Annotated in this window: 23 protein-coding genes; 7 read left to right on the forward strand and 16 right to left on the reverse strand. The window is 33.9% G+C overall.

Annotation, left to right across the window (positions count from 1 at the left end; genetic code table 11):
* Window positions 1-48 precede the first annotated feature (48 nt).
* The 5 genes from rpiA to mutH all read left to right on the forward strand — a co-directional run bounded on the left by rpiA (window position 49) and on the right by mutH (window position 4,526).
* Complete coding sequence (gene rpiA / locus H3T80_RS08905) at window positions 49-708, forward strand: ribose-5-phosphate isomerase RpiA (protein ID WP_198201453.1); 660 nt, start codon at window positions 49-51, stop codon at window positions 706-708.
* A gap of 69 nt (window positions 709-777) precedes the next feature.
* Window positions 778-2,019, forward strand: coding sequence for a phosphoglycerate dehydrogenase (serA, locus tag H3T80_RS08910; protein WP_110448662.1), 1,242 nt, complete (start codon window positions 778-780; stop codon window positions 2,017-2,019).
* A 591-nt stretch (window positions 2,020-2,610) separates the two neighbouring features.
* Window positions 2,611-3,147, forward strand: coding sequence for a Dps family protein (locus H3T80_RS08915; protein ID WP_065578262.1), 537 nt, complete (start codon window positions 2,611-2,613; stop codon window positions 3,145-3,147).
* A gap of 81 nt (window positions 3,148-3,228) precedes the next feature.
* Window positions 3,229-3,777, forward strand: a complete 549-nt coding sequence (locus tag H3T80_RS08920) for an NADPH-dependent FMN reductase (protein WP_198201454.1) — start codon at window positions 3,229-3,231, stop codon at window positions 3,775-3,777.
* Between the two features lie 74 nt (window positions 3,778-3,851).
* Entirely contained in the window at window positions 3,852-4,526 is a 675-nt protein-coding gene (gene mutH, locus H3T80_RS08925) for a DNA mismatch repair endonuclease MutH (protein WP_065613776.1), read from the forward strand.
* Window positions 4,527-4,759: 233 nt separating this feature from the next.
* On the opposite strand, the gene argA is transcribed toward mutH, so the two are convergent.
* The 5 genes from argA to aroE all read right to left on the reverse strand — a co-directional run bounded on the left by argA (window position 4,760) and on the right by aroE (window position 9,822).
* Window positions 4,760-6,088 (reverse strand): amino-acid N-acetyltransferase, encoded by a 1,329-nt coding sequence (gene argA, locus H3T80_RS08930; protein ID WP_110448659.1) that lies wholly within the window; start codon window positions 6,086-6,088, stop codon window positions 4,760-4,762.
* Window positions 6,089-6,325: 237 nt separating this feature from the next.
* Complete coding sequence (locus tag H3T80_RS08935) at window positions 6,326-7,528, reverse strand: MFS transporter (RefSeq protein WP_198201455.1); 1,203 nt, start codon at window positions 7,526-7,528, stop codon at window positions 6,326-6,328.
* Between the two features lie 257 nt (window positions 7,529-7,785).
* Window positions 7,786-8,301 carry a shikimate kinase AroL gene (aroL, locus tag H3T80_RS08940; RefSeq protein WP_198201456.1) on the reverse strand — a complete coding sequence of 172 codons (516 nt, stop codon included), beginning with the start codon at window positions 8,299-8,301 and terminating at the stop codon, window positions 7,786-7,788.
* 198 nt (window positions 8,302-8,499) lie between these two features.
* A complete protein-coding gene (locus H3T80_RS08945) occupies window positions 8,500-8,853 on the reverse strand; it encodes a DUF1870 family protein (RefSeq protein ID WP_110448656.1) in 354 nt (117 codons plus the stop codon).
* 138 nt (window positions 8,854-8,991) lie between these two features.
* Window positions 8,992-9,822 (reverse strand): shikimate dehydrogenase, encoded by an 831-nt coding sequence (gene aroE, locus H3T80_RS08950; protein ID WP_198201457.1) that lies wholly within the window; start codon window positions 9,820-9,822, stop codon window positions 8,992-8,994.
* 381 nt (window positions 9,823-10,203) lie between these two features.
* Between aroE and rpmB the strand changes: the two genes are divergently transcribed.
* Window positions 10,204-10,440, forward strand: coding sequence for a 50S ribosomal protein L28 (gene rpmB / locus H3T80_RS08955; protein WP_034884345.1), 237 nt, complete (start codon window positions 10,204-10,206; stop codon window positions 10,438-10,440).
* Window positions 10,441-10,455: 15 nt separating this feature from the next.
* Window positions 10,456-10,623: a 50S ribosomal protein L33 gene (gene rpmG, locus H3T80_RS08960; protein ID WP_034884348.1), complete on the forward strand. Its 168-nt coding sequence runs from the start codon at window positions 10,456-10,458 to the stop codon at window positions 10,621-10,623.
* Window positions 10,624-10,752: 129 nt separating this feature from the next.
* Here rpmG and gltP read toward each other — a convergent pair whose 3' ends face one another.
* From gltP to H3T80_RS09015, 11 genes are all read right to left on the reverse strand, one after another.
* Window positions 10,753-12,063: a glutamate/aspartate:proton symporter GltP gene (gene gltP / locus H3T80_RS08965; RefSeq protein ID WP_181414705.1), complete on the reverse strand. Its 1,311-nt coding sequence runs from the start codon at window positions 12,061-12,063 to the stop codon at window positions 10,753-10,755.
* 90 nt (window positions 12,064-12,153) lie between these two features.
* A complete protein-coding gene (gyrA, locus tag H3T80_RS08970; RefSeq protein ID WP_110448653.1) occupies window positions 12,154-14,847 on the reverse strand; it encodes a DNA topoisomerase (ATP-hydrolyzing) subunit A in 2,694 nt (897 codons plus the stop codon).
* A 97-nt stretch (window positions 14,848-14,944) separates the two neighbouring features.
* Window positions 14,945-15,523, reverse strand: coding sequence for an SIS domain-containing protein (locus H3T80_RS08975; protein WP_086359253.1), 579 nt, complete (start codon window positions 15,521-15,523; stop codon window positions 14,945-14,947).
* Between the two features lie 16 nt (window positions 15,524-15,539).
* Window positions 15,540-15,920 (reverse strand): YraN family protein, encoded by a 381-nt coding sequence (locus tag H3T80_RS08980; RefSeq protein ID WP_198201458.1) that lies wholly within the window; start codon window positions 15,918-15,920, stop codon window positions 15,540-15,542.
* The gene (locus tag H3T80_RS08985) at window positions 15,874-17,742 is read right to left on the reverse strand and encodes a penicillin-binding protein activator (protein ID WP_198201459.1); all 1,869 of its coding nucleotides are present in this window, start codon (window positions 17,740-17,742) and stop codon (window positions 15,874-15,876) included. Before H3T80_RS08985 ends, H3T80_RS08980 begins: the two co-directional genes overlap by 47 nt.
* 20 nt (window positions 17,743-17,762) lie before the next feature.
* On the reverse strand, window positions 17,763-18,836 hold the full coding sequence (rlmM, locus tag H3T80_RS08990; protein WP_198201471.1) for a 23S rRNA (cytidine(2498)-2'-O)-methyltransferase RlmM: 1,074 nt from the start codon (window positions 18,834-18,836) through the stop codon (window positions 17,763-17,765).
* 52 nt (window positions 18,837-18,888) lie between these two features.
* Window positions 18,889-19,839: a Kdo(2)-lipid IV(A) acyltransferase gene (locus tag H3T80_RS08995; protein ID WP_198201460.1), complete on the reverse strand. Its 951-nt coding sequence runs from the start codon at window positions 19,837-19,839 to the stop codon at window positions 18,889-18,891.
* 237 nt (window positions 19,840-20,076) lie between these two features.
* Window positions 20,077-20,871 carry a thymidylate synthase gene (thyA, locus tag H3T80_RS09000; protein WP_198201461.1) on the reverse strand — a complete coding sequence of 265 codons (795 nt, stop codon included), beginning with the start codon at window positions 20,869-20,871 and terminating at the stop codon, window positions 20,077-20,079.
* Window positions 20,868-21,737 (reverse strand): prolipoprotein diacylglyceryl transferase, encoded by an 870-nt coding sequence (gene lgt / locus H3T80_RS09005; protein WP_198201462.1) that lies wholly within the window; start codon window positions 21,735-21,737, stop codon window positions 20,868-20,870. The genes thyA and lgt overlap by 4 nt, the downstream gene beginning before the upstream one ends.
* Window positions 21,734-22,306 carry an RNA pyrophosphohydrolase gene (gene rppH / locus H3T80_RS09010; protein WP_198201463.1) on the reverse strand — a complete coding sequence of 191 codons (573 nt, stop codon included), beginning with the start codon at window positions 22,304-22,306 and terminating at the stop codon, window positions 21,734-21,736. The genes lgt and rppH overlap by 4 nt, the downstream gene beginning before the upstream one ends.
* 97 nt (window positions 22,307-22,403) lie before the next feature.
* Entirely contained in the window at window positions 22,404-22,964 is a 561-nt protein-coding gene (locus H3T80_RS09015) for a YgjV family protein (protein WP_198201464.1), read from the reverse strand.
* Between the last annotated feature and the right edge of the window lie 182 nt (window positions 22,965-23,146).

The raw sequence follows: 23,146 nt of genomic DNA on the forward strand, positions 1-23,146 counted from the left end.
AATTTTAAAATTTTTTTGATCAAAATCATATTTACATACGGTGATATCATGACACAAGATGAACTAAAAAAGGCTGTAGGCTGGTCAGCGCTAAAATATGTTAAGCCTGATTCATTAGTTGGCGTTGGAACTGGGTCTACTGCGGCGCATTTTATTGATGCACTTGCGACAATAAAAGATCAGATAAAAGGAACTGTCTCTAGTTCAGAAGCATCAACTGAAAAATTAAAAAGCTATGGAATTCCCGTATTAGATTGTAATGAAGTAGATAGCTTAGATATTTATGTCGATGGTGCCGACGAAATTAATCATCATATGCAAATGATTAAAGGTGGTGGAGCAGCACTAACCCGTGAAAAAATCGTATCAGCTTTAGCTAAGCAGTTTATTTGTATCGTTGATGAATCTAAAGTTGTCGATGTCCTTGGCAAATTCCCTTTACCAGTAGAAGTCATTCCTATGGCTCGTTCTTATGTTGCTAGAGAATTATTCAAACTTGGTGGCAAACCAATTTATCGCCAAGGTGTTATTACCGATAATGGTAATGTCATTTTAGATGTTCATGATATTGTTATTGCCAAGCCAATAGAACTGGAAAATCGTATTAACAGCATTGCTGGAGTAGTTACTGTTGGATTATTTGCCAATAAAGGGGCTGATATTGCCTTAGTCGGTACTAGTTCTGGTGTAAAAGAATTAACAAAATAAAAAATTGCATTTTTGATGGATAATTTTGTGTTTACAATCAATTAAAATATTAAGCATAGAGAGGAATAAATGGCTGTTCAGGCATTAACGAAAGACGAAAACAAGTTTCTATTACTTGAAGGTATCCACCCTAGTGCAGTTGAAACACTTAAATCGGCGGGCTTTAACAACATTGAGTATCATAAGGGCGCACTATCTAAATCTGAGCTTGAAACAGCTTTAAAAGATGCCAGATTTATTGGTATTCGTTCCAGAACCCATTTAACTAAAGAGATCATCGATGCAGCGCCAAAATTAGCAGGTATTGGTTGTTTTTGTATTGGCACTAATCAAGTTGAACTTGATGCAGCGACAGTTAAAGGTATTCCGGTTTTTAATGCGCCATTTTCAAATACTCGCTCTGTAGCGGAGCTGGTATTAGCTGAAGCAATATTATTACTTCGCCGAGTACCTGAAGCTAACGCTAAAGCCCATCAGGGTAAATGGAATAAACTAGCCACAGGTTCGCACGAAGCTCGAGGTAAAAATTTAGGTATCATTGGTTATGGCCATATTGGTAGCCAGTTGAGTGTATTAGCTGAATCATTAGGAATGAATGTCTTTTTTTATGATATTGAAACCAAATTATCACTAGGAAATGCCAAACAAATTCCAACAATGCGAGAATTACTTGCTATCAGTGATATTGTCAGTATGCATGTTCCAGAAAATCCAACCACAATTAAAATGATTAGCCAGCCTGAAATTGATATGATGAAAACAGGTGCAATATTGCTCAATGCATCACGTGGTAGCGTGATTGATATCGAAGCGCTAACACAAGCTTTAGAAACCAATAAACTAAGTGGTGCTGCAATTGACGTTTTCCCAACGGAACCTGCTACCAATAATGATCCTTTTGAATCACCTTTATGTAAATTTGATAATGTTATTATTACCCCTCATATTGGCGGTTCAACCAGTGAAGCACAAGAAAATATCGGTATTGAGGTTGCAACTAAATTAGCGAAATATTCCGATACTGGTGCAACCCTTTCAGCGGTTAACTTCCCTGAAGCTTCATTACCGATTCCAGCAAAAGGTTCAAGCCGTTTTATCAATATTCACCATAATCAACCTGGGGTATTAACGGCTATCAATACATTATTTGCTGAACAAGGTCTAAATATTTCTGCCCAATATCTACAAACTGATGCTAAAATAGGTTATGTCGTTATTGATATTGATAGAGTTGAACAAAATAAAGCCGAAGAGTTATTAATTAAGCTGAAAAGTGTTACAGGTACAATTCGAGCAAGATTATTGTTTTAATTTTTATCATTAAAAATGATTTGGGTCGTTATTATTTAAGAGATTAAATAATAACGACTTTCCCAAAAACATATACTCGAAAATTCCATAACGCTATTCAGTAAAAAACTGGTAACAATTTAGAACAATTTTAATATAATAGTAAAAATGTAGCGTTTGTTACCAAATTTAACCAATAATTTCAGGCTAAAAACCCCTTTCCTCAATTTTTTTGATTTATATATTTATAATTATTTTGCTTATCTCATGATTTTAGATTTTTAAAAATAGTAAATAGCATCAGTCAAGATTGTCATTCAGAGTTAAAGTAAGTCAACAAATATTAGTTTAACAAATAAATTTAATTATCTAATTTATAAAAATATTGATGCTATAAATGATTTAAAATGGCTTTAATTTGATCATAATTTGCAAAATTAATTATTATTTTGAAATTGATTTTTAACGATTTAGTAAATATTTTTTTGATTAATTTATCCATAGACTATTGATATAACAGCAATAGTTAATAATGACTGTTTTTTACTGATGAGTTGGCGTAATTTGATATTACAAAGTTATTTTACTTTTCAATTAACAGGAGAATCTAATATGGCTAAAAGTACGACTTCGGCAAAAAAGCTACAACAAGCAGCTATTTTGTTTCCAACTGATTTAGGTCAAAAGGCATCAAAAGATATTTCCGGTGCCATGAACTCTGTATTAGCAGATGTATTTGCTTTATATTTAAAAACCAAAAACTTTCATTGGCATGTAAGTGGTCCTCATTTTCGTGATTATCATTTAATGTTAGATGATCATGGAGAAGAGTTATTTGCAATGACTGATCCAATTGCTGAACGTGTCCGGAAATTAGGCGGTACAACTCTACGTTCAATTGGTCATATTTCAAAATTACAGAGTATCTCTGATAACGATGCTGATTTTGTTGAACCATCGGATATGATAGCTGAACTCTGCCAAGATAATATTAAACTTACTACTCGTATGCGTGTAGCCCATGATATTTGTGATAAATATAATGACTCGGCAACAGCAAGTTTAATTGAAGAATGGATAGATCAAACTGAAAAACGCGCATGGTTCTTATTTGAAACAGGCCGTAAATTGGACTCTTCTGGTCACTAAAATCTAGTGGCGATGAGTGATCATCCCGAATAAGAGACACATATTGTGTCTCTTTATCTTTTGAATAAGGGAGAATTACAAATGAGTAAAAAAATTGCTGTACTTGTTGGTAGTTTACGTAAAGATTCCTACAATTTAAAAGTCGCAAAAGTATTACAACAGATAGCGCCACAATCACTTTCTTTAAATATTATTGAGATTGGTGATTTACCGTTTTATAACGAAGATATTGATGTAGATTCACCACCCAAATCTTATGAACGTTTTCGTCAACAAATTGCCAATTGTGATGGTGTTATATTTGTGACACCAGAGTATAATCGAGGCTTGCCGGCAGTGATTAAAAATGCTTTAGATGTGGGTTCTCGCCCTTATGGTAAAAGTGTTTGGTCGCAAAAACCAGCTGCGGTAGTTTCTGTCTCTCAAGGTGCTATTGGTGGTTTTGGTGCAAACCATCAATTACGACAATCATTCGTTTTTCTTGATATGCCAACACTACAACAACCAGAAGCTTATATTGGTAATATTAACAGTGCTTCTGATGAAAATGATGATATTAGTGAAAAAACTAAAGCATTTCTTTCATTGATCATTAATAGTTATACTAATTGGGTTGAAAAACTAAGTTAATAATGATTTATTTTAATATCCACAGCCAATATAATGAGTTGTGGATATGATTAAAGTTATTTAAAACAGATTAAATGAAAAATTTCCAACCTTGCAATGAACAAGAATTATTAAACCGAGCCAGACTCGCTGCAGGTTATAGTTTCGGTGAAATAGCTAACTATTTAAATATTGCTATTCCAGCTAATCTTAATAAACAAAAAGGATGGGTAGGTAATTTAATTGAAACTTTTTTAGGCGCTAATGCTGGTAGTAAAGCCGAACGTGATTTTGCTAATTTAGGTATCGAATTAAAAACCATTCCAGTTAATAAACAAGGTAAACCACTCGAAACCACTTTTGTCAGTGTCCTCCCTTTAATGGCTAATCATGGTGTAATTTGGGAAACAAGCCATGTGAAATATAAACTAAGTAAAGTTCTGTGGATCCCTATTGAAGGAGAACGAAGTATACCACTAGCCCAGAGAAAAGTTGGCCACCCCATATTATGGACACCAACTGAACAACAAGAGCAACAACTTAAACAAGATTGGCAAGAGTTGATGGATATGATTGTACTTGGTCAGATTGAAAAGATTACTGCCCGTTATGGTACTTATTTACAGATTCGCCCTAAAGCTGCTAATGGAAAAGCTTTAACTGAAGCTATTGGTGAAAACGGCCAAATTATATTAACGCGTCCACGAGGATTTTATTTAAAAAAATCATTTACGTTACAAATTTTGCAAAATGCGAATTGTTATATTTAAAGTGGGTCAACAATAGTATTCATCCCCCTTTAATCTTGCTTATCTTTTCTATTTTCAATAATGCTATTTCTTCCATAAACAATAAGCAATTTTTTATCTTCTGCATATAATCATATTGATATTGATATTTATATAGCTATCGTTTATCTCAAATTAATAATTAGGCCATCTTATATTTAGTCAAAATAAAAAAGTCCAACTTGAATAAATTGGACTTTTTAAACTTGATATAGTTAAACTAAATCAAACATTAAAATTTTCGAATTTCTTTGATAATTATAAAGTTGTTTCTTTTTAATAGGCAGGTCATCGACTTCAGCTGGATTAAAGCCTTTTTCACGAAACCAGTGAATACTACGAGTAGTCAACACAAAGATCTTTTCTAACCCCAAATTGTGAGCCGTTTCTGCAATTTTTTCTAATAATAGATCACCGCGTGACGAGTTTCGGTATTGAGGATGAATAGCTACACAAGCCATTTCGCCCATTTTTTCTTCCGGATATGGATAAAGAGCTGCACAGCCAATCGTCATATTATCACGCTCAATAATGGTAAATTTATCAATTTCAATTTCTAACTGTTCTCTTGAGCGTTTAACCAAAATACCTTGTTCTTCAAGTGGACGGATTAATTCTAAAATACCACCGATATCATTTATCGTTGCGGTACGGACTTGTTCTGAATGTTCCATTGACACTTGAGTTCCAATACCATCACGAGAAAATAGTTCTTGCAGAATAGAACCATCCACTAGATAACTGACTAAATGGCTACGACGCACACCATTGCGACATGCTTTTGATGCAGCACGTAAAAAACGCGCTTCACTAGATAAATGCTTACCACTTTGCTCTTTGTTATTAACGTAATTATCGGCATCAATCGGAAACAGATCGGTAATAACATGATTGTTTTCATCAAGCACACCTTGCTCAGCACAAAAGCTTACTAATTTCTCAGCTTTAAGGCGAATAGCAACTTCAGCGGCAACATCTTCGGACGATAAGTTAAAACTTTCACCAGTAACTGATACCCCTACAGGCCCTAATAATACAATTGATCCTCGGTTCAATTGTTCATCAATTGCCTCATTGTTAATTCGCCGAATTTTCCCAGTGTGACAATAATCCACTCCGTCATCAACACCTAATGGCTGTGCAATAACAAAATTACCGCTAACAACATTGATATGTGCACCTTGTAACGGCGTATTATTTAAGCTCATTGATAAACTTGCTGTTATATTGAGCTGTAATAATCCGGTCACCTGTTTAACAATGTCTAAAGTTGCTGCATCAGTAATTCGAGTATTTTTATGATATCTAGGTTGGATATTATGACTTTTGAGTGATTCATCTATTTGGTTACGAGCACCATTCACAATAACCAATTTAATGCCTAAACTATGCAATAAACCAATGTCACTAATAATACTTGCATAATTATGACTCTTTAGCACTGCACCTGTTAATAAAATAACGAAAGTTTTTCCTTGATGAGCATTAATATAAGGTACCGAATGCCTTAAACCATCAACCAATTCAGTTGTTCTTTCTTTCATCTTATCACCACCAAAATGAATATTTATTCATATTTTTTGTATTTTTATTTATTTTTTAGTTAATAGCAAGTCTTTTTTGATAAGTTCAACAAGCTAAAGTTCGATACTGACGTAGGAAAAAACTTTTGTTAAATTAGCTAGGAATTGACAAAACATTAATTTATTAACAATGCTTATAGACAAGAGCCGTCATTAAGACGGCTCAGTAATTATTTTAGTTATTCGAGTGATTCACATTTAAATCTTCTTCATATCAATAACTTTAATAAATCTGCAGTAAACAATTAGTCCTAGTAAGGTACTCATTACGGCCATTATCAAATCAGCTAAGATAGCATAACTAACATTAATTTCGGCCAATTCAGGGATAACTCTCGGGATAATAAAGAAAGACAGGCCACTGAAAGTATACATACAACCCACAGCAAGCCCTTTGCGAGTTGGAAACATTTGTTGCATCACAACTAAGGTTAATTGTAAAACACCTCCAGCAGCAAAAAATCCCATCCCGATTGCGGTGATTAAACACATTAATGGCGATAGGTCAAAATAAAATAATAGTAAAACCAATGATGACATTGCAGGTAAGATAAAAATACAATAAATTGGTTTCAAGAATTTTTTCACTATAAAAGCAGTGATAAAGACAGAAACGATTGAAGCAGAACTATAAAAGCTAATAAGCTGTTTAGCTTCAATTGTTGGCATATTAACCGCTTTAATCGCAATCGCCGGTAGCCATTGCCAAATGATCACAAAGGTTGCGGTGGTTGTGAATCCCATAATTATCAATAAAAAGCCTTCAAAAGCAAAATTTGGTTTACGAATAAAGTAATCATCAGAACCTTGATTACCTTTAATTCTGGTATCTTTAGGTGGAAATTTTTTTGGTAGCAAATTAATTGCATTAATAATTAGATAGGCAGTAAAACCTAAAAATGCCCATCCATACCAAATATCGTATTTATAAAATAATCCAACAATTAGTGGCAGAATAAAACTTCCCATTGAGATAAAAGCTTTAATCAAAACACTTGCCGAACCAGACGAGCGAGGAAAACATTCAGTTAATGCAGGCATAGACCCTGTATCTAAGAAAGAGTTACCTATACCGATGGCAATAGCTAAACAAAACGCAATATCCATATTATGACAAAATGGCATACTGACGAAAAAGACAATATAACAAGCCATACCTAAATAGATAAATAATTTTCGTCCAAATTTATCAGATAGCATTCCACCGACAAACATTAATAAAATTTTTCCAATACCGATTCCTGATGCAACATAGCCAAGACCGACATTTACATCGGTATTAAGCTGTTTTGAAATGCTTTCTGCGAACTGCATAATAACAATTAAAGCAATACTTTGTATTATGTAATTAGCATATATAGAGCCAGCAATCCCATAAGAATTGACTCTTTGATTATCCATGTGTAAAACTCCAATATTAATTTAACTAGTTTAGCGACTTAAGAAACGTAATCGCAATTAATATACAAGTGTTCACTACTATCTGAAAGTAATATATATCAATTACTTACTGTTAATAGACTATTTTATTTGCTGTAATTCAAGAATCTTCACAATTATTAAATTTATGATATTTAGATTGTTTAAATTACAAATTGATGTACTAACATTATACCGAGGTAAATAATTTATATTTAAATAAAAAAATGGTTATTTGATTAATTATTCTGCAGTTTTTCCAATATGTCAGTAAGAATTAAATTTTCCTCTTGGTCAACATTAACAACATGATGAGCGGCATCGTGATATAGAGGTAAGCGTTCAGCAAGCACTTTCTCCATCTCATCGGATATCGACATACCCGTCAATGATGGTCTCTGAGCTACATTTGGATCTTTCATCAAACGTGCCGCTAATGTCGCTGCAGGAGCTGAAAGAAAAATAACTGTGCCGTGTTGTTTCATAAACTGACGATTTTGCTCAGCCAGTACCATACCACCACCAGTTGCAATAACTCTATTGGGTTTAGCTGTCTCAATAAGCACTTGGCTTTCTCTAGCTCGAAACCCTTCCCAGCCTTCTTTTTCGACAATTTCCGCTACAGTTTTTTGCGTTGTTTCGAGTAAATGACAATCTGTATCAATAAAAGAAAATGATAACTTATTGGCTAACATTTTACCCATTGTTGTTTTGCCAGCGGCTCTTGCACCAACTAAAAAAATTGTTTTCTTCATTGTGGGTCCTTTTAAATATACAGATCTGGAAATAAGTTATCTATGCTAGAGATTCATTTAACTTTTTGCAATATTTTTTTACAGTCTAATTTAACATCATCGTAACAATATGATTTAAATAAATATAATACAAAAATAACTGTAAATAATTTATTACACATTCAATTTTAATCATAGCCTATGTGTCAAATATAGTCATTAACACAATTTTTCTAACCCTCTAAAATAGAGTTCAGTGGCAATCGATTGATGTAATCGCCATTGCAAAACATCTAAGTCAGGGTTAACTTTTTTGAATTCTGGATAACTCATAAAATAACGAATGGTGTTACTACCTACACGATCATTAATGCTGTTTATAATCAGTTTTATTTTCTCGTTGCGAAAAGATTTTAATTCTTTCATAGCTATTGCCACATTTTCAGGAATAGGCAATGAACCGTTTTCCCACTCACGCCATGTTTCGACATCAGTCTTACCAATGTATTCACTGGCTTCTGACACTTTTAACATTAAAAATCGGCGATACGCTTGTAATTCTAAATTAGTCATAACTACTCCTTTTTAATCAATTTTAAATTTATTAAACATGGTTACTTTATTGCTTCCATAAATATTTAAAATGATGATTAAATACCTAAAATCTTAAAATATCGCTCTCATAAAATGAGAGCGAGGCTATTTATAATTTTATTTTCCTGCTAAGGCATCAATTACAGCTTGTTTTGCTTTCTCAGAAAGATCTTTACCGGTCCATATTTTAAATTGGGCATTTGCTTGACCAATAAACATTTCTCGACCAGAAATCGATTCCCATCCGGCTTTTTCTGCTTCTTGTCTAAATTTGGTATTGTATGGTGTATATACTATATCGTATGCAATCCCTTTACCTTTAAACCAAGCTTGTTCGTAAGGTGTCTGATCTTCAAATTTGCCTTGCATACCTAATGGGGTAGAATTGATAATAATTTGCGCTTCAACTTTATCTCTATCTTCCCATGCAACCGTTTTAAGATTAAATTCTTTAGCCAATGCCTCTGGAAGATCAGTAACAATATCCGTTACTGTAATGTCATGATAACCAAGGTCTTGTAAACCAACAACCGCAGCCCTAGCCGCACCACCAGCGCCAAGTAGTAAAACCTTCTTATACTCAGCAGGTAGTTTTTTTTGTGCTAATGGTTGCATAAAACCAATAATATCAGTGTTATCACCGCAAAGTTTGTCACCATCCCAATAAACTAAGTTAGCTGCTCCCGCTTTTTTGACGTGTTCGGTAACTTCATCTAAATAAGGAATAATAGTTTGCTTATGTGGAATAGTGACACATAAACCACGAATATTAAGTAATCTTACTGATTTAAATAAAGTAGCAATATCTTCGGGTGGTGTAGGAAATGGTACCAATACGGCAGGAATACCATAATCTCGGAATGATGTTGTATGAATAAGTGGGCTCATACTATGCCCTAATGGATAACCGATAATGCCATAGATACTGTATGGCGTGAACTGACTCATACTATCTCCTTGAAAGTAAGAAAATTAGGCCTAACAGATAATATCTGAATTCAATAGTATTAAAACATATTTATTATAAAATTAAATAGTTTTATATTGCACAACTCAACATAAGCTACGATATAATAGTTTTATTAATAATAACAACTCTCGGTATATTTATTTTTTTCAATTAGAAACTTATTTTTAAGCATAAATAAGATAATGCTTGAGAATTTGCCAGTAAAAGCGTATACTTCGCTACCTCATTATTATGGGTGTAGTGTGAGAGGTGAGACTGCTTCTCAAAAGAACTGCAGCGAACTAAAAGCCTGACGAGGTTAATTCCATTAACATATTACGCCCTAGGCTTAAGCATAGAAATTTTGGAGAATTATTGACATGTCACGAGTATGCCAAGTAACAGGAAAAGGTCCTTTAGTGGGAAATAATCGTTCTCATGCGATGAATGCTACTAAACGTCGTTTTCTACCAAACCTTCAAACTCACCGTTTCTGGATTGAGAGTGAAAAACGTTTTGTAAAATTGCGTGTATCAGCTAAAGGTATGCGTACTATCGATAAAAAGGGTATTGATGCAGTTTTAGCTGAACTTCGTGCCCGTGGTGAAAAGTACTAATAAGGAAACCATATCATGGCTAAAGGTGTACGTGAAAAAATTAGATTAGTTTCTTCTGCTGGTACCGGTCATTTTTATACCACTAGCAAAAACAAAAGAACCATGCCTGAAAAAATGGAGATCAAAAAATATGATCCTGTTGTTCGTCAGCATGTTGTTTATAAAGAAGCTAAAATTAAATAGTTTTATCTAGCAATAAAAAACCCAGCTTAAGCTGGGTTTTTTTTATATTTTGAATAATCTCACCATTAAATTTATTAAATTAGATGTATAAAAAAGCTTCATTTACCTGAAGCTTTTTAGAGTAAATTTCTATTTTAAATATTCTTGCTCATAGGCTCTTGCCTTTTTATCATCAAAGACATGCTCCCAACGCGCAATAACAATTGCCGCTAATGCGTTACCCACAACATTAACAACTGTTCTACCCATATCTAAAATTCGTTCAACACCCATAATATAACCGATACCTTCAAGTGGAATACCAACACTACCAAGTGTTGCTGATAATACTAAAATTGAAGCGCCTGGCACTCCAGCAATTCCTTTTGATGCAATCATTAATGTTATTACAATGATAATTTGATCTAAGATACTTAAATCCATACCAAATAGCTGTGCTAAGAAGATGACCGTGATACTTTGGTATAATGTTGAACCATCAAGATTAAATGAATATCCAGTAGGAATAACAAAGCTTGTGATCGCTTTTGGTGCTCCATAGGCCTCCATCTTTTCAATGATTTTTGGTAATGCTGTTTCTGAACTTGCTGTAGAAAAAGCAATAACTAATTCTTCCTTCAATATTTTTAATAAGGTAAAGATATTGAACTTACATAGTTTACAAACTGCACCTAATATCAATAATGTAAAAATGATCATTGCAGAATATACAGTTAAAATCAGTTTTAATAGCGGTAGTAAAGAAGCAAAGCCATATTTAGCAACGGTTACGGTAATTAATGCAAATACACCAATTGGAGCATAACGCATAATCATATTGGTCACTTTAAACATAGTATCTGAAACTACTTTCAAGAAGAACACAAATGGTTCGCGTTGTTTATCTGGTAAAGACATTAAACCTAAACCAAAAAATACACAGAAGAAAATAACCGGTAAAACTGCGCCATCAGTCATTGCTTTAAATATATTTGCTGGAATCATATCTAAGATCATGACAATCAAACCGTGAGGTTTGCCACTTAACTCTTCGGCTGCTTTAGTATATTTACTAATATCAGTTGTAGCTAAAGTTGAAGAGTCAATACCTGCACCCGGTGCAAAAACATTACCCCATAAAAGGCCTAACAAAATAGCAATTGTTGTAATGATTTCGAAATAAAGAATGGTTTTAAATCCTAATGTTCCTAAACGTTTAGATCCACCTATTCCAGCAATACCTAATGTCAGTGTACTAAGAATAATTGGTAAAACAATCATCTTAATTAAACGAATAAAGATATCACCTGCTGGTTGAAAAATATTAACAATTGAAAATTGGTAATATGAATGTAACGCATGATTAGGATCCGCTAGTTCATATAGAAAAGCACCAACAGCTACACCTAAAATCAAGGCAATTAATATTTGCCATGCAAGATTAGTTAAGATTTTTTTTATTAAGAAAGACATGTAATTCTATTCCTTATCACTGTTTTAGAAAATAAAAAAGGATTAGTCTGTGTGGCTAATCCTTTTTTATAATTAAAATTATTGCTCGGATTCTTGGGTTGAATCATTATTATCCTCACTCTGTGGCGATAGTTCCGATTCAACATCATCCTCTGTTTCAGCAATTCGCTGTAATCCGACAACCTTCTCATTTTCAGCTGTTCGAATCAACGTAACCCCTTGCGTGTTTCGTCCAACAACACTAACTTCTGATACTCGAGTTCGTACTAAGGTTCCGGCATCAGTAATCAGCATGATTTGGTCGGTTTCTTCAACCTGTACTGCACCAACTACAGCACCATTTCGCTCACTCACTTTAATAGAAATTACGCCTTTCGTTGCTCGTGATTTTGTTGGATATAACTCTTGTTCAGTACGTTTACCATAACCATTTCGAGTTGCGGTTAAAATTGCCCCATTACCACGAGGGACAATAAGTGAGACAACTTTATCATCACCTTCTAATTTAATACCTCGAACACCTGTTGCTGTTCTACCCATACAACGGACTTTATTGGCCGGGAATCGTACAACTTTACCATTGGCTGAGAATAACATAATATCTTCAGTATTGGAAATTTGCGAGACCTCATCACCATCGTCAAGCTCATCAACAATAACATCATCATTGAGTTCTTCATCATCAACAGCATCTGCTGTTTCGTTACTAGTTAAATCAACACCAATTAACTCATCATCATCACGTAAGTTAATAGCAATAATACCACCACTTCTCGGACGACTAAATTCAATTAATGAAGTTTTCTTAACCGTACCTTGAGCTGTCGCCATAAACACACAATGCTCATCATCAAATTCACGAACAGGTAGAATCGCTGTAATACGTTCATCTGCTTCCAATGGTAATAAATTAATAATTGGACGACCACGGGAGCCTCGACTGGCTTCAGGTAATTGATAAACTTTCATCCAATATAATCTGCCACGACTTGAGAAACAAAGAATCGTGTCATGAGTATTTGCAACCAGTAATTTTTCGACAAAATCTTCTTCTTTAATTTTCGTTGCCGATTTGCCCTTACCGCCCCGACGCTGAGCTTCATAATCAGATAACGGTTGGTATTTTACATAACCTTGATGAGAAAGCGTAACTACAACATCTTCTTGAGCAATAAGATCTTCAATATTGATATCCGCACTACTTGCTGTAATTTCAGTTCGTCTTGCATCTTGGAATTGATCTCGAACAGCTTCAAGCTCTTCGCGAATAACTTCCATTAGTCTTTCTGGACTCGCTAGAATATGTAACAAACCAGCAATTTGAACTAATAGTTCTTTATATTCATCAAGAATTTTTTCGTGTTCCAGTCCTGTTAAACGATGTAATCGAAGATCTAAAATTGCTTGGGCTTGAGCTTCAGAAAGATAATAATGGCCATCACGAATACCAAATTCAGGTGCTAAATCTTCAGGACGAGCGGCATCATTACCCGCTTTTTCAAGCATTGCCGCAACATTACCTAGTTGCCAAGCTTGCGATAATAATTTAGCTTTCGCTTCAGAAGGAGTCGCCGCAGCACGAATTAATTCAATAACAGGATCGATATTAGCCAATGCTATCGCTAAACCTTCCAACACATGCGCTCGTTCACGAGCTTTGCGAAGTTCATAGATAGTTCGACGCGTTACGACTTCACGGCGGTGAAGAACAAACGCCTCGATCATTTCTCGTAAGTTTAATAGTTTCGGTTGACCTTTATGTAAGGCAACCATATTAATCCCGAAAGAAACCTGTAGTTGAGTTAATGAGAAAAGATTATTTAAAACGACTTCGCCAACTGCATCACGTTTGATTTCAATAACAATGCGCATACCATCTTTATCTGATTCATCACGCAATGCTGAAATACCTTCAACTTTTTTGTCTTTAACTAGTTCAGCTATTTTTTCGATCAGTTTTTTCTTATTAACTTGATAAGGGATCTCATTAACAATGATCGTTTCACGACCACTATGATCATCTACTTCAATCGTCGCCTTTGAACGAATATAAATAATACCACGGCCAGTTCGATAAGCATTTTCAATACCTTTACGGCCATTAATTAAAGCAGCAGTAGGAAAATCTGGACCATGAATATATTCCATTAATCCATCAACAGAAATATTTTCATCCTCAATAAATGCTAAGCAACCATTGATAACTTCTGCTAGATTATGAGGAGGGATGTTGGTTGCCATACCAACAGCAATACCTGACGAACCATTAATTAATAAATTAGGAATGCGAGTTGGCAACACGTCAGGAATCATTTCTGATCCATCGTAGTTTGGTGAAAAATCTACTGTTTCTTTATCTAAATCAGTTAATAATGCACCGGCAAACTTTTGCATGCGAATTTCGGTATAACGCATTGCCGCCGCAGAGTCACCATCGACAGAACCAAAGTTACCTTGGCCATCAACAAGCATATAACGTAATGAAAATGGTTGTGCCATACGAACAATGGTATCATAAACGGCTGAATCACCATGTGGATGATATTTACCGATTACGTCCCCAACAACACGAGCAGATTTTCGGTAAGGTTTATTCCAATCGTATCCAGCTTCATGCATTGCGAATAAAACCCGTCTATGAACAGGTTTAAGTCCGTCGCGGACATCAGGTAAAGCTCGCCCAACAATAACAGACATCGCATAATCAAGATAAGAGGATTTTAATTCGTCTTCAATATTGACGGGGGTTATTTCTTTGGCTAGTTCGGTCATAACACCAGGTTCTCTTATTAACTTAAATCTTAAAATAGTTCATAATTATAGCATAAAAATCGCTATTAATGCAGAACAAAACTGTTTTTATTTCAACTTATTCTGTATGAATAAACAATGTATTTTCAATTAATTGGCTTAAGCAGTTTAAAATCATTGCATGCATTTCATAAGCCATCACCTTTTTATAAGATGGAATTCTAATTTCAATATCATTTTGGCCAAGTAATCCGATCACTTCTCCACCATCAAATGCAGTTAAGGCAACAATTTTCATATCTTTAATTACAGCTTCTTGAACAGCACGAATAATTGAACGGCTATTCCCTTCACAAGTTGAAATAACTAAGATATCACCTTGTTGACCTAAAGCTTGAATTTGTCGAGCATAAATTTCTTCGTGATTAGATATCGCACTTAACAATACATTATCAGAAACTAATGCAATAGCCGGAATACTCGGTCTTTCAATATCAAGACTGGTAATTAACCGAGAGGTAAAACTTTGTATATTTGCAGCAGCTGAGCCATTACCACATCCCATAATTTTATTACCATTAAGTAATCCTCCAACGATAATATTAGCCGCTTTTTCAATTGAAGAGCCTAGAGATTCGGCCATAACAATTTGAGTTTGAATACTTTCAGTAAAATAATTTTTTATTAAATCTTGCACGTTTTTCACCTGATCATTAAAACGCATTAATTATCCATTTTTGACTTTTTCCCGTTATGGCAAAAACATCAAACCTAAACTCTGTATCTTCAATATTTAAGTTATTATTTAACATCCAAAGTTGAGCTGCCTGTTTAATTTTGTTTTGCTTAGTTAGCGAAATAGTCGTTTCAGCCTCGCCAAAGTTAGCATTTTTGCGATATCTAACTTCAACAAAAACCAAACAACTCTTATCTCGCATGACTAAATCAATTTCACCAATTTGATATAGGCTATTTTTATCAAGCAACACCAGCCCTTGATTGACTAAGAATTGGCAAGCAATATATTCATAATGCTTGCCGATATCTTTATTTTTCGTTCTGTTCTGAGGACGATTGGGATGTAACATAGGCATATTGTTGCCATGCAAGAGATCGAGTCACTTCACATTGATTACTGGTTGATAATTTACCAGTCATTCCAGCTAAAAAATTAGGCTGATAAGAGTCTAATTGATTAAAGCGATTAGCCAATCGCCAAGCATCAATTCCCATAGCGTATAATCGAGTTAAAGAATAGTCTTTTTGAATATTACTAGGAATCATTGCCGTTGTTTTTTCTGATGAATTAATAATCAACGGAATGTCAGAATATTCAGTTTGATTCATATCATAATTAAAGTCATTCGAAGCATTTGCCACATGACTTTTAGAACTTGAATAAAGTGCTATGGATGAAGAGCCATTACCTATTGTCTTTCCCGCTCCCATATCTAGCATTGGTTTTATCAAGGTTAATTCATCATAAGATGCATAAACATAAATTGCATCAAATCCAGAAGAAGAACCATTTGAGGACATTGAAGCCGAGCCATCATCATTATTAAATGCAATCGGACTACCGGTTAAACTTATACCGCTACTATGATTAATATTGGCACGTAGCGTATTTAAATTACCAACATATTGCACATAAGCTTGTGAACCATTAGAAACTTGCGACCATTGTTTAGCAAAACTTTGAGCTACTCTTCTGCCCAACTCATTTTGTGGTATAACTAACAATGGCTTTTGTTTGTTTTGTGCAAAAATATGATCAGCAGCATCCTTTGCTTCATCTTCAGGAGATAACGCAAAAAAGCACATTTTGTTAGCGGAAACAGTTCCATCATCAACTTTATTTAATGCTAACACAGGAATAGATGGCGCTAACTGCTTTATTTGGCTCACTTCAGACTTCAATAATGGACCAACGATTAAATCAACATTTTGCTCTTGCGCTTGCTGTATTAAATTATCCATTGGTACTGATGTTGTATCTAAAACAATAACATTTTGTTGTGGCTCTTGTGGATAAAACTTAGCCGCATCAACATATCCTTGACGAATAGTGTTACCAAATATTCGAGAAGACCCACTCAGTGGTAATAATAAAGCTACTTTTTTGGAATTTACATTATCAACAGCAAGCGTTTGTTCACCAGTTATAATAGCAACAATATCTTGTGCAGGATGATTAGGATATTTTGCAGCCCAATCTAAAATAGCTTGTTTTAGTTGATTTTTGCGATTGGTATTTTTTGCTTCAAGGACTTCTGGACTATCACCATCTTGAACAGGCGCTTTCTTATTATTACGTTGATATGTGTAACTTAAATCAATCCACCCTTTCAATGTTAAGTCATTTTCAGGTACAGAAATTTTACTTAGTTGATTTGACGATAATTTACTAAAAAAATTCCAGGTATTATTTAAGGTTTGTTTTTTTAATTTTTCTGGTGCAAATTTTTGTAAAGATAAGTAATCATACGCTTGCTCATTAAGCTTTTTAGCTTTTCTATCTAAGGCTAATTTGATTGAATAATAACGATATGATTGTGAATCATTTAATTTTTCGATAGTTAATTGACTAAGATTAAATGGTTGTCCTTTTCTAATTGCTATTTCACCTTGAGATAACAATTGGTCTTTTTGTTGTTCTGCATTAAGATTAGCCGGTAGTTGAGATAATAATTTATTTGCTTGAGAAAGTTTATTCTCATTTATTAATGCTCTTATCGCCAATAACTGCCAATCGATTTTAGCACTTCCAGAGCTAGTATCTACCTGCGACAAATAATAATTGGAATCTTTAGTTTCATCATATTTAGCACTCTTTGATGAGTTAAGATGACATCCAACTAAAAGTGAAAATAATGCTAAAATAACAATAGCATAAAAGGATTGTTTTAATTTCATACACATTCTCTTATAATTTCTCATCCCCAAATTCGCTGTACATGTACAGTGACTTCTTCACGATCATGAAAAAGTTGCTTAGCCTGAATTTGTACATTTATTTGGTTGTTATTTAGTTCTTCTATTAGTAATTGTAAATTTTGTTTTACTTCTTCATAACGTTTTTTCATTGGTAGTTTGAGATTAAAAATTGCCTCTCGACACCAACCATTAATTAGCCATTTAGCTATTAACTCTGTTACTTTGGCTGGTTTTTCAACCATATCACACACCAGCCAATAAATATTATGCTTTTTAGGCATAAATTTAAAGCCATCTTCACGATAATGTTTAACTTGTCCTGTTTCCATTAATTTTTCATTCATAGGACCATTATCTATAGCATATACCATCATACTTCTTTTGACTAATTGATAAGTCCAACCACCTGGACAAGCCCCTAAATCAACAGCATTTAAACCACCTTTAAGTCGTTCATCCCATTCTTCATAAGGAATAAAAATATGAAAAGCTTCTTCCAATTTTAATGTTGAACGACTTGGTGCATCAGCTGGAAATTTTAACCTTGGTATTCCCATATAAAAAGGAGAGTTATTTTGACTCAGGGAATAGCCAACATAACAACTATTATTATTGATAAATAATAAATGAATAACTGGTCGTGATGGATTTTGTACTTTTAACAGAATACGTTTGTTGCGTAATGCCTGACGAAGTGGAACAGTAAACTTGCGACAAAATCCTGCTAATTGCTTACCATCATTAGTATCTGCAACTTCAACACGTAAATCGCCAGCTTTATCAACAGTACCCGATAAAACATTAATTATTGGCGTAATACGATCTTCAGTTGATAAATTAGCTAATAAATCACCAGCAACAAACATTTGTCTTGCAAAAATTAACGTTCGAAATGAAATTTGTTTAATTAATAATTCAGCTTGATCGTCTTGGTAACACTCAAATATTACATAACCACTATTTTCTTTAACCTTGGCAAAACCAAATATTTCTTTTTGTGCGGCTCTATCCGTTATTTCTGCTGCACATTCTTTTTCAAACCCTGGTCGACAATACAAAATTATTTTGTTCAGTTTTTGCATATTCTTTCTTTCAATTATTTGAAAATATTATAAAGTCATCAAACTAATCTGATTGGACTTTATTTGTATATAAAGGCGCCTCACCTTTAGGACGAGTTTTAAAGCGTCGATGTAACCACATATATTGTTCTGGTGCTTTTAATATTTCGTGTTCAATCGCTTTGTTCATAAAAGTAGCCGCTAGCACATCATCATCTATAGGATAGCCTTTAAGCTCAGGTGTAACGTAAACAGTATAGTGCCCATTCTTTTCTCGTTTAGGCGTGAAAGGAATAATTGCAGGCTGACTTAATTTGACTAAAATTCGAGTTCCAATGGTCGTCGCTGCTTTTTCTACCGCAAAGAGTGGTGCAAAAACACTATTTTTAGGACCATAATCATGATCTGGCGCATACCAAAGCAATTCACCATTCTTTAAGGCTCTTATCATGCCTTTAGTATTATAGCGATCTAACATATATTTATTCGATTTTAAACGCCCTTTTAATTGTACATAATCCATAACAGGGTTGTCGTTTGGTCGATAAACACCTACACCAGGATGACTCATACCTAAAATACGTGCACCGAGTTCTAGCGTTAAAAAGTGAATACCAATTAACAAAACACCTTGTCCAGACTGTTGTATCTGAATGATATGTGAATCACCTTCAATTGAAGAGTGTTTTTTAAGTCTTTTGTCAGACCAGAACCATGCCATACCAGTTTCAAATATAGCAAGTCCTGTAGAAATAAAATTATCTCTTAATATTTTATCTCGTTCTTGTTCAGATTTTTCAGGAAAGCATAATTTTAAGTTTTGCCTTGCGGTCTCTTTACGCTTACCAATTAATTTCATCGAAAGTAATCCTAAACCTTTTCCTAATTGATAAATAACCGGATATGGCAGTAAAACGATCAAATATAAAATAGAAATGCCAAACCAGGTTAACCAATAGCGAGGATGTAATAATCGTTTTGTAAAAATAGGATGAATTTCTTGATTTTGACTCATATTAAGATTAAATAACCATTTAAACAAAGTTAGTCATTATATACCAATATCTTCTGTTATGCGGCAGAAAAATAAAATAATCAAAGATAACTAAAGTGCTTATCATGAAGTTGTTTGAAAAGATTACATAAAAAACACATATTAAGGATTAAATTAATTAATCCCTAATAATCAATTTCTACTTATAATTTAGAAAAAATATACCCTAAAATAGCGTTCCTCAAAATTTGTTAAGCTTTAAATTGCTACTGGCGCTTTTATTGCTGGATAAGGATCGTAATCAACAATTTCAAAATCTTCAAATTCATAATCAAAAATTGTAGGTGGTCTGCGTTTAATAACAAGCTTAGGCAAAGTTTTTGGCTCACGGCTTAATTGTAAATGTGTTTGTTCCATATGATTGGAATACAAATGGGTATCGCCACCTGTCCAAACAAAATCACCGACTTCTAAATCGCATTGTTGAGCAATCATATGAACTAATAACGAATAACTAGCAATATTAAATGGTAATCCTAAGAATACGTCACATGAACGTTGATAAAGTTGACATGACAGCTTACCTTGAGCGACATAAAATTGAAACAGAGCATGACATGGTGCTAACGCCATTTGATCAAGCTCACCAACATTCCATGCTGAAACTATCATTCTTCTAGAGTCTGGATCATTTTTAATTTGTTCGATTAGTTGCGAAATTTGATCTATTTGTCGACCATCCGCAGCACCCCAAGCGCGCCATTGTTTGCCATAAACAGGTCCAAGATCACCATTTTCATTGGCCCATTCATCCCAAATTGTTACTTTATTATCTTTTAAATAATTAATATTAGTATCACCTTTAAGAAACCAAAGTAACTCATAGATGATTGAACGTAAATGACATTTTTTTGTGGTCACTAATGGAAAACCATCTTGCAAATTAAATCGCATTTGATGACCAAAGATCGATAAAGTCCCTGTACCAGTTCTATCCGATTTAGCCGTTCCTTCGTTTAAAATTTTTTGCATTAGTGATAAATACTGTTTCATTTTTTAATAGCCTTATTGTTAAATCTATATGCATATAAAAGCATCAAGATACCACCAATGATCATAGGGAGACAGAGAATTTGTCCCATACTGATTATATTTAAAAATAATCCTAATTGTTCATCGGGTTGTCTAAAGAACTCAATTATAAACCTAAATATGCCATAACAAACTAAAAACAGTCCTGAGGCTGCACCAACTGGACGAGGTTTGCGAATAAATAAATTTAAAATAATAAATAATACTATACCTTCAAATACCATCTCATAAAGTTGTGAAGGGTGACGTGGCAAAACGCCGTTTAATTGGCTGTATAAAGAAAACCATTCTGGATTTGCTTGGACAAACATAAAATCAGCATGTGATGAAGTAGGAAATAACATACCGATTGAAGAGTTAGTTACTCGGCCCCACAATTCACCGTTAATAAAATTACCAAATCGGCCAAACATTAAACCGAGTGGTACTAATGGAGCCACAAAATCAGCTACTTGCATAAAGGTCTTTTGTGTTTTTTTAGCAAAGATAGCAATAACACAAATGGCACCAATCAAACCGCCATGGAAAGACATCCCCCCTTCCCAAACTCTGAATAGAATAGTAGGCTCTTCAAGAAATGCATCAAAATTATAAAATAATACATAACCTAAACGTCCGCCAATAAAGAGGCCCAAAAACCCCCAGAATAATAAGTTTTCAACTTGTTGTGATGTCCAATTGCTATTGGGTTTATTAGCACGACGTTTAGCTAAAAACAAGGCGCCAAGCACACCAAATAGGTACATGGCACCATACCAATGTAATGAAATAGGGCCGATTGAGAAAGCTATTGGATTAAAATTGGGAAATTGTAAAAATTGATTCATTTTTTAACACGCTGTTTATTTTTTCGTTTGTGAGCAAAGAAGTTAAACCGTTTTTTCTTAGAAAGATTTGTTACAGGTTCTTCTACTTCAGATTGTATAGTAAATGCAGGCAAAGAAAACTCCTTCATTGCTTTGCGATATACATCACGCTTAAAAGCAATAACCTGCCGTATAGGATACCAATAACTTACCCATTTCCAATCATCAAACTCAGGAGTTGAAGACATATTCAAATTAATCACTGAAGTATCAGAAATCAATTCTAATAAAAACCACTTTTGTTTTTGACCAATACATACCGGCTGATTATCCCAACGAATCATGCGTTTTGGTAATTTATACCTTAGCCAACCATTGGTCACCGATAATATTTTAACATCTTTAGGTAGTAATCCTACTTCTTCATTTAGTTCACGAAACATTGCCTGTTCTGGCGTTTCATTAAGTTTTATTCCGCCCTGAGGAAATTGCCAAGAGTTTTGTCCATAACGCCGAGCCCAAAGCACTTGACCATACCTGTTACAAATAACTATTCCTACATTTGGACGGTAGCCATCATTATCAATCACTGACTACCTCAAAAATTTATTTTTTATATTGTTAAATTGTTTCACACATATAACAATAAATAAATAGGAAAATGATACTAATAGAGTAAATATAATATTATACAGCCGATTTTGGTGATAATTTAATAATCGTTATAATATTAATTATCGCAAAGGTAACTTCTATAGCTAAACTACCTAAAGAGCCTATCCATAAGCTATATATTATCCATAAAATACTACTTAACAATATTAGTAATCGCATCTTTTGTTGTTCAAATCTAAATAATGCAATTGTTACTAATGTTGTACCAATAACCGAGAAATAATGTATAAATTGTCGCCAATCAGGCGTTGTGAAAAAGTAAAATATCCACATCAATCCGATAAAAAACATCATGGCTAAAAAATTCTTGGTATAAGTTGATGTGATGTTTCTAAAAATATTTACTATATTAAGTATAGCCGCAGGATAGGATTCTGGTCCTAATAAATAAAAATGCACAGTCATAATAATATTAACAATGGTTAATTGCCATCGAAAAGCATTATCATTACGTTGTAAAAAAGCACTAACTCCAACAAGATAACCTAAAATACCAATTAATTGCGGAATTGTTGTATATTTTTCAATAAAATCAGAGCCAAAAAACTGGTATAAAAAGTTTAAATTATCCACTATTTACTCCTTAGACAAATGGCTTTGATAAATAACTAACAAAAAATACATTAATCCTAAAATGCAAAAAAGCCCAGCATCGCTGCTGGGCTCGTATATTTAAAAGTCTGGCGGCACCCTACTCTCACATGGGTAATACCCACACTACCATCGGCACTACGGCGTTTCACTTCTGAGTTCGG

It is taken from the genome of Gilliamella sp. W8145, from assembly GCF_016101145.1.
In the GTDB taxonomy this organism is placed as follows: Bacteria; Pseudomonadota; Gammaproteobacteria; order Enterobacterales; family Orbaceae; genus Gilliamella; species Gilliamella apis_A.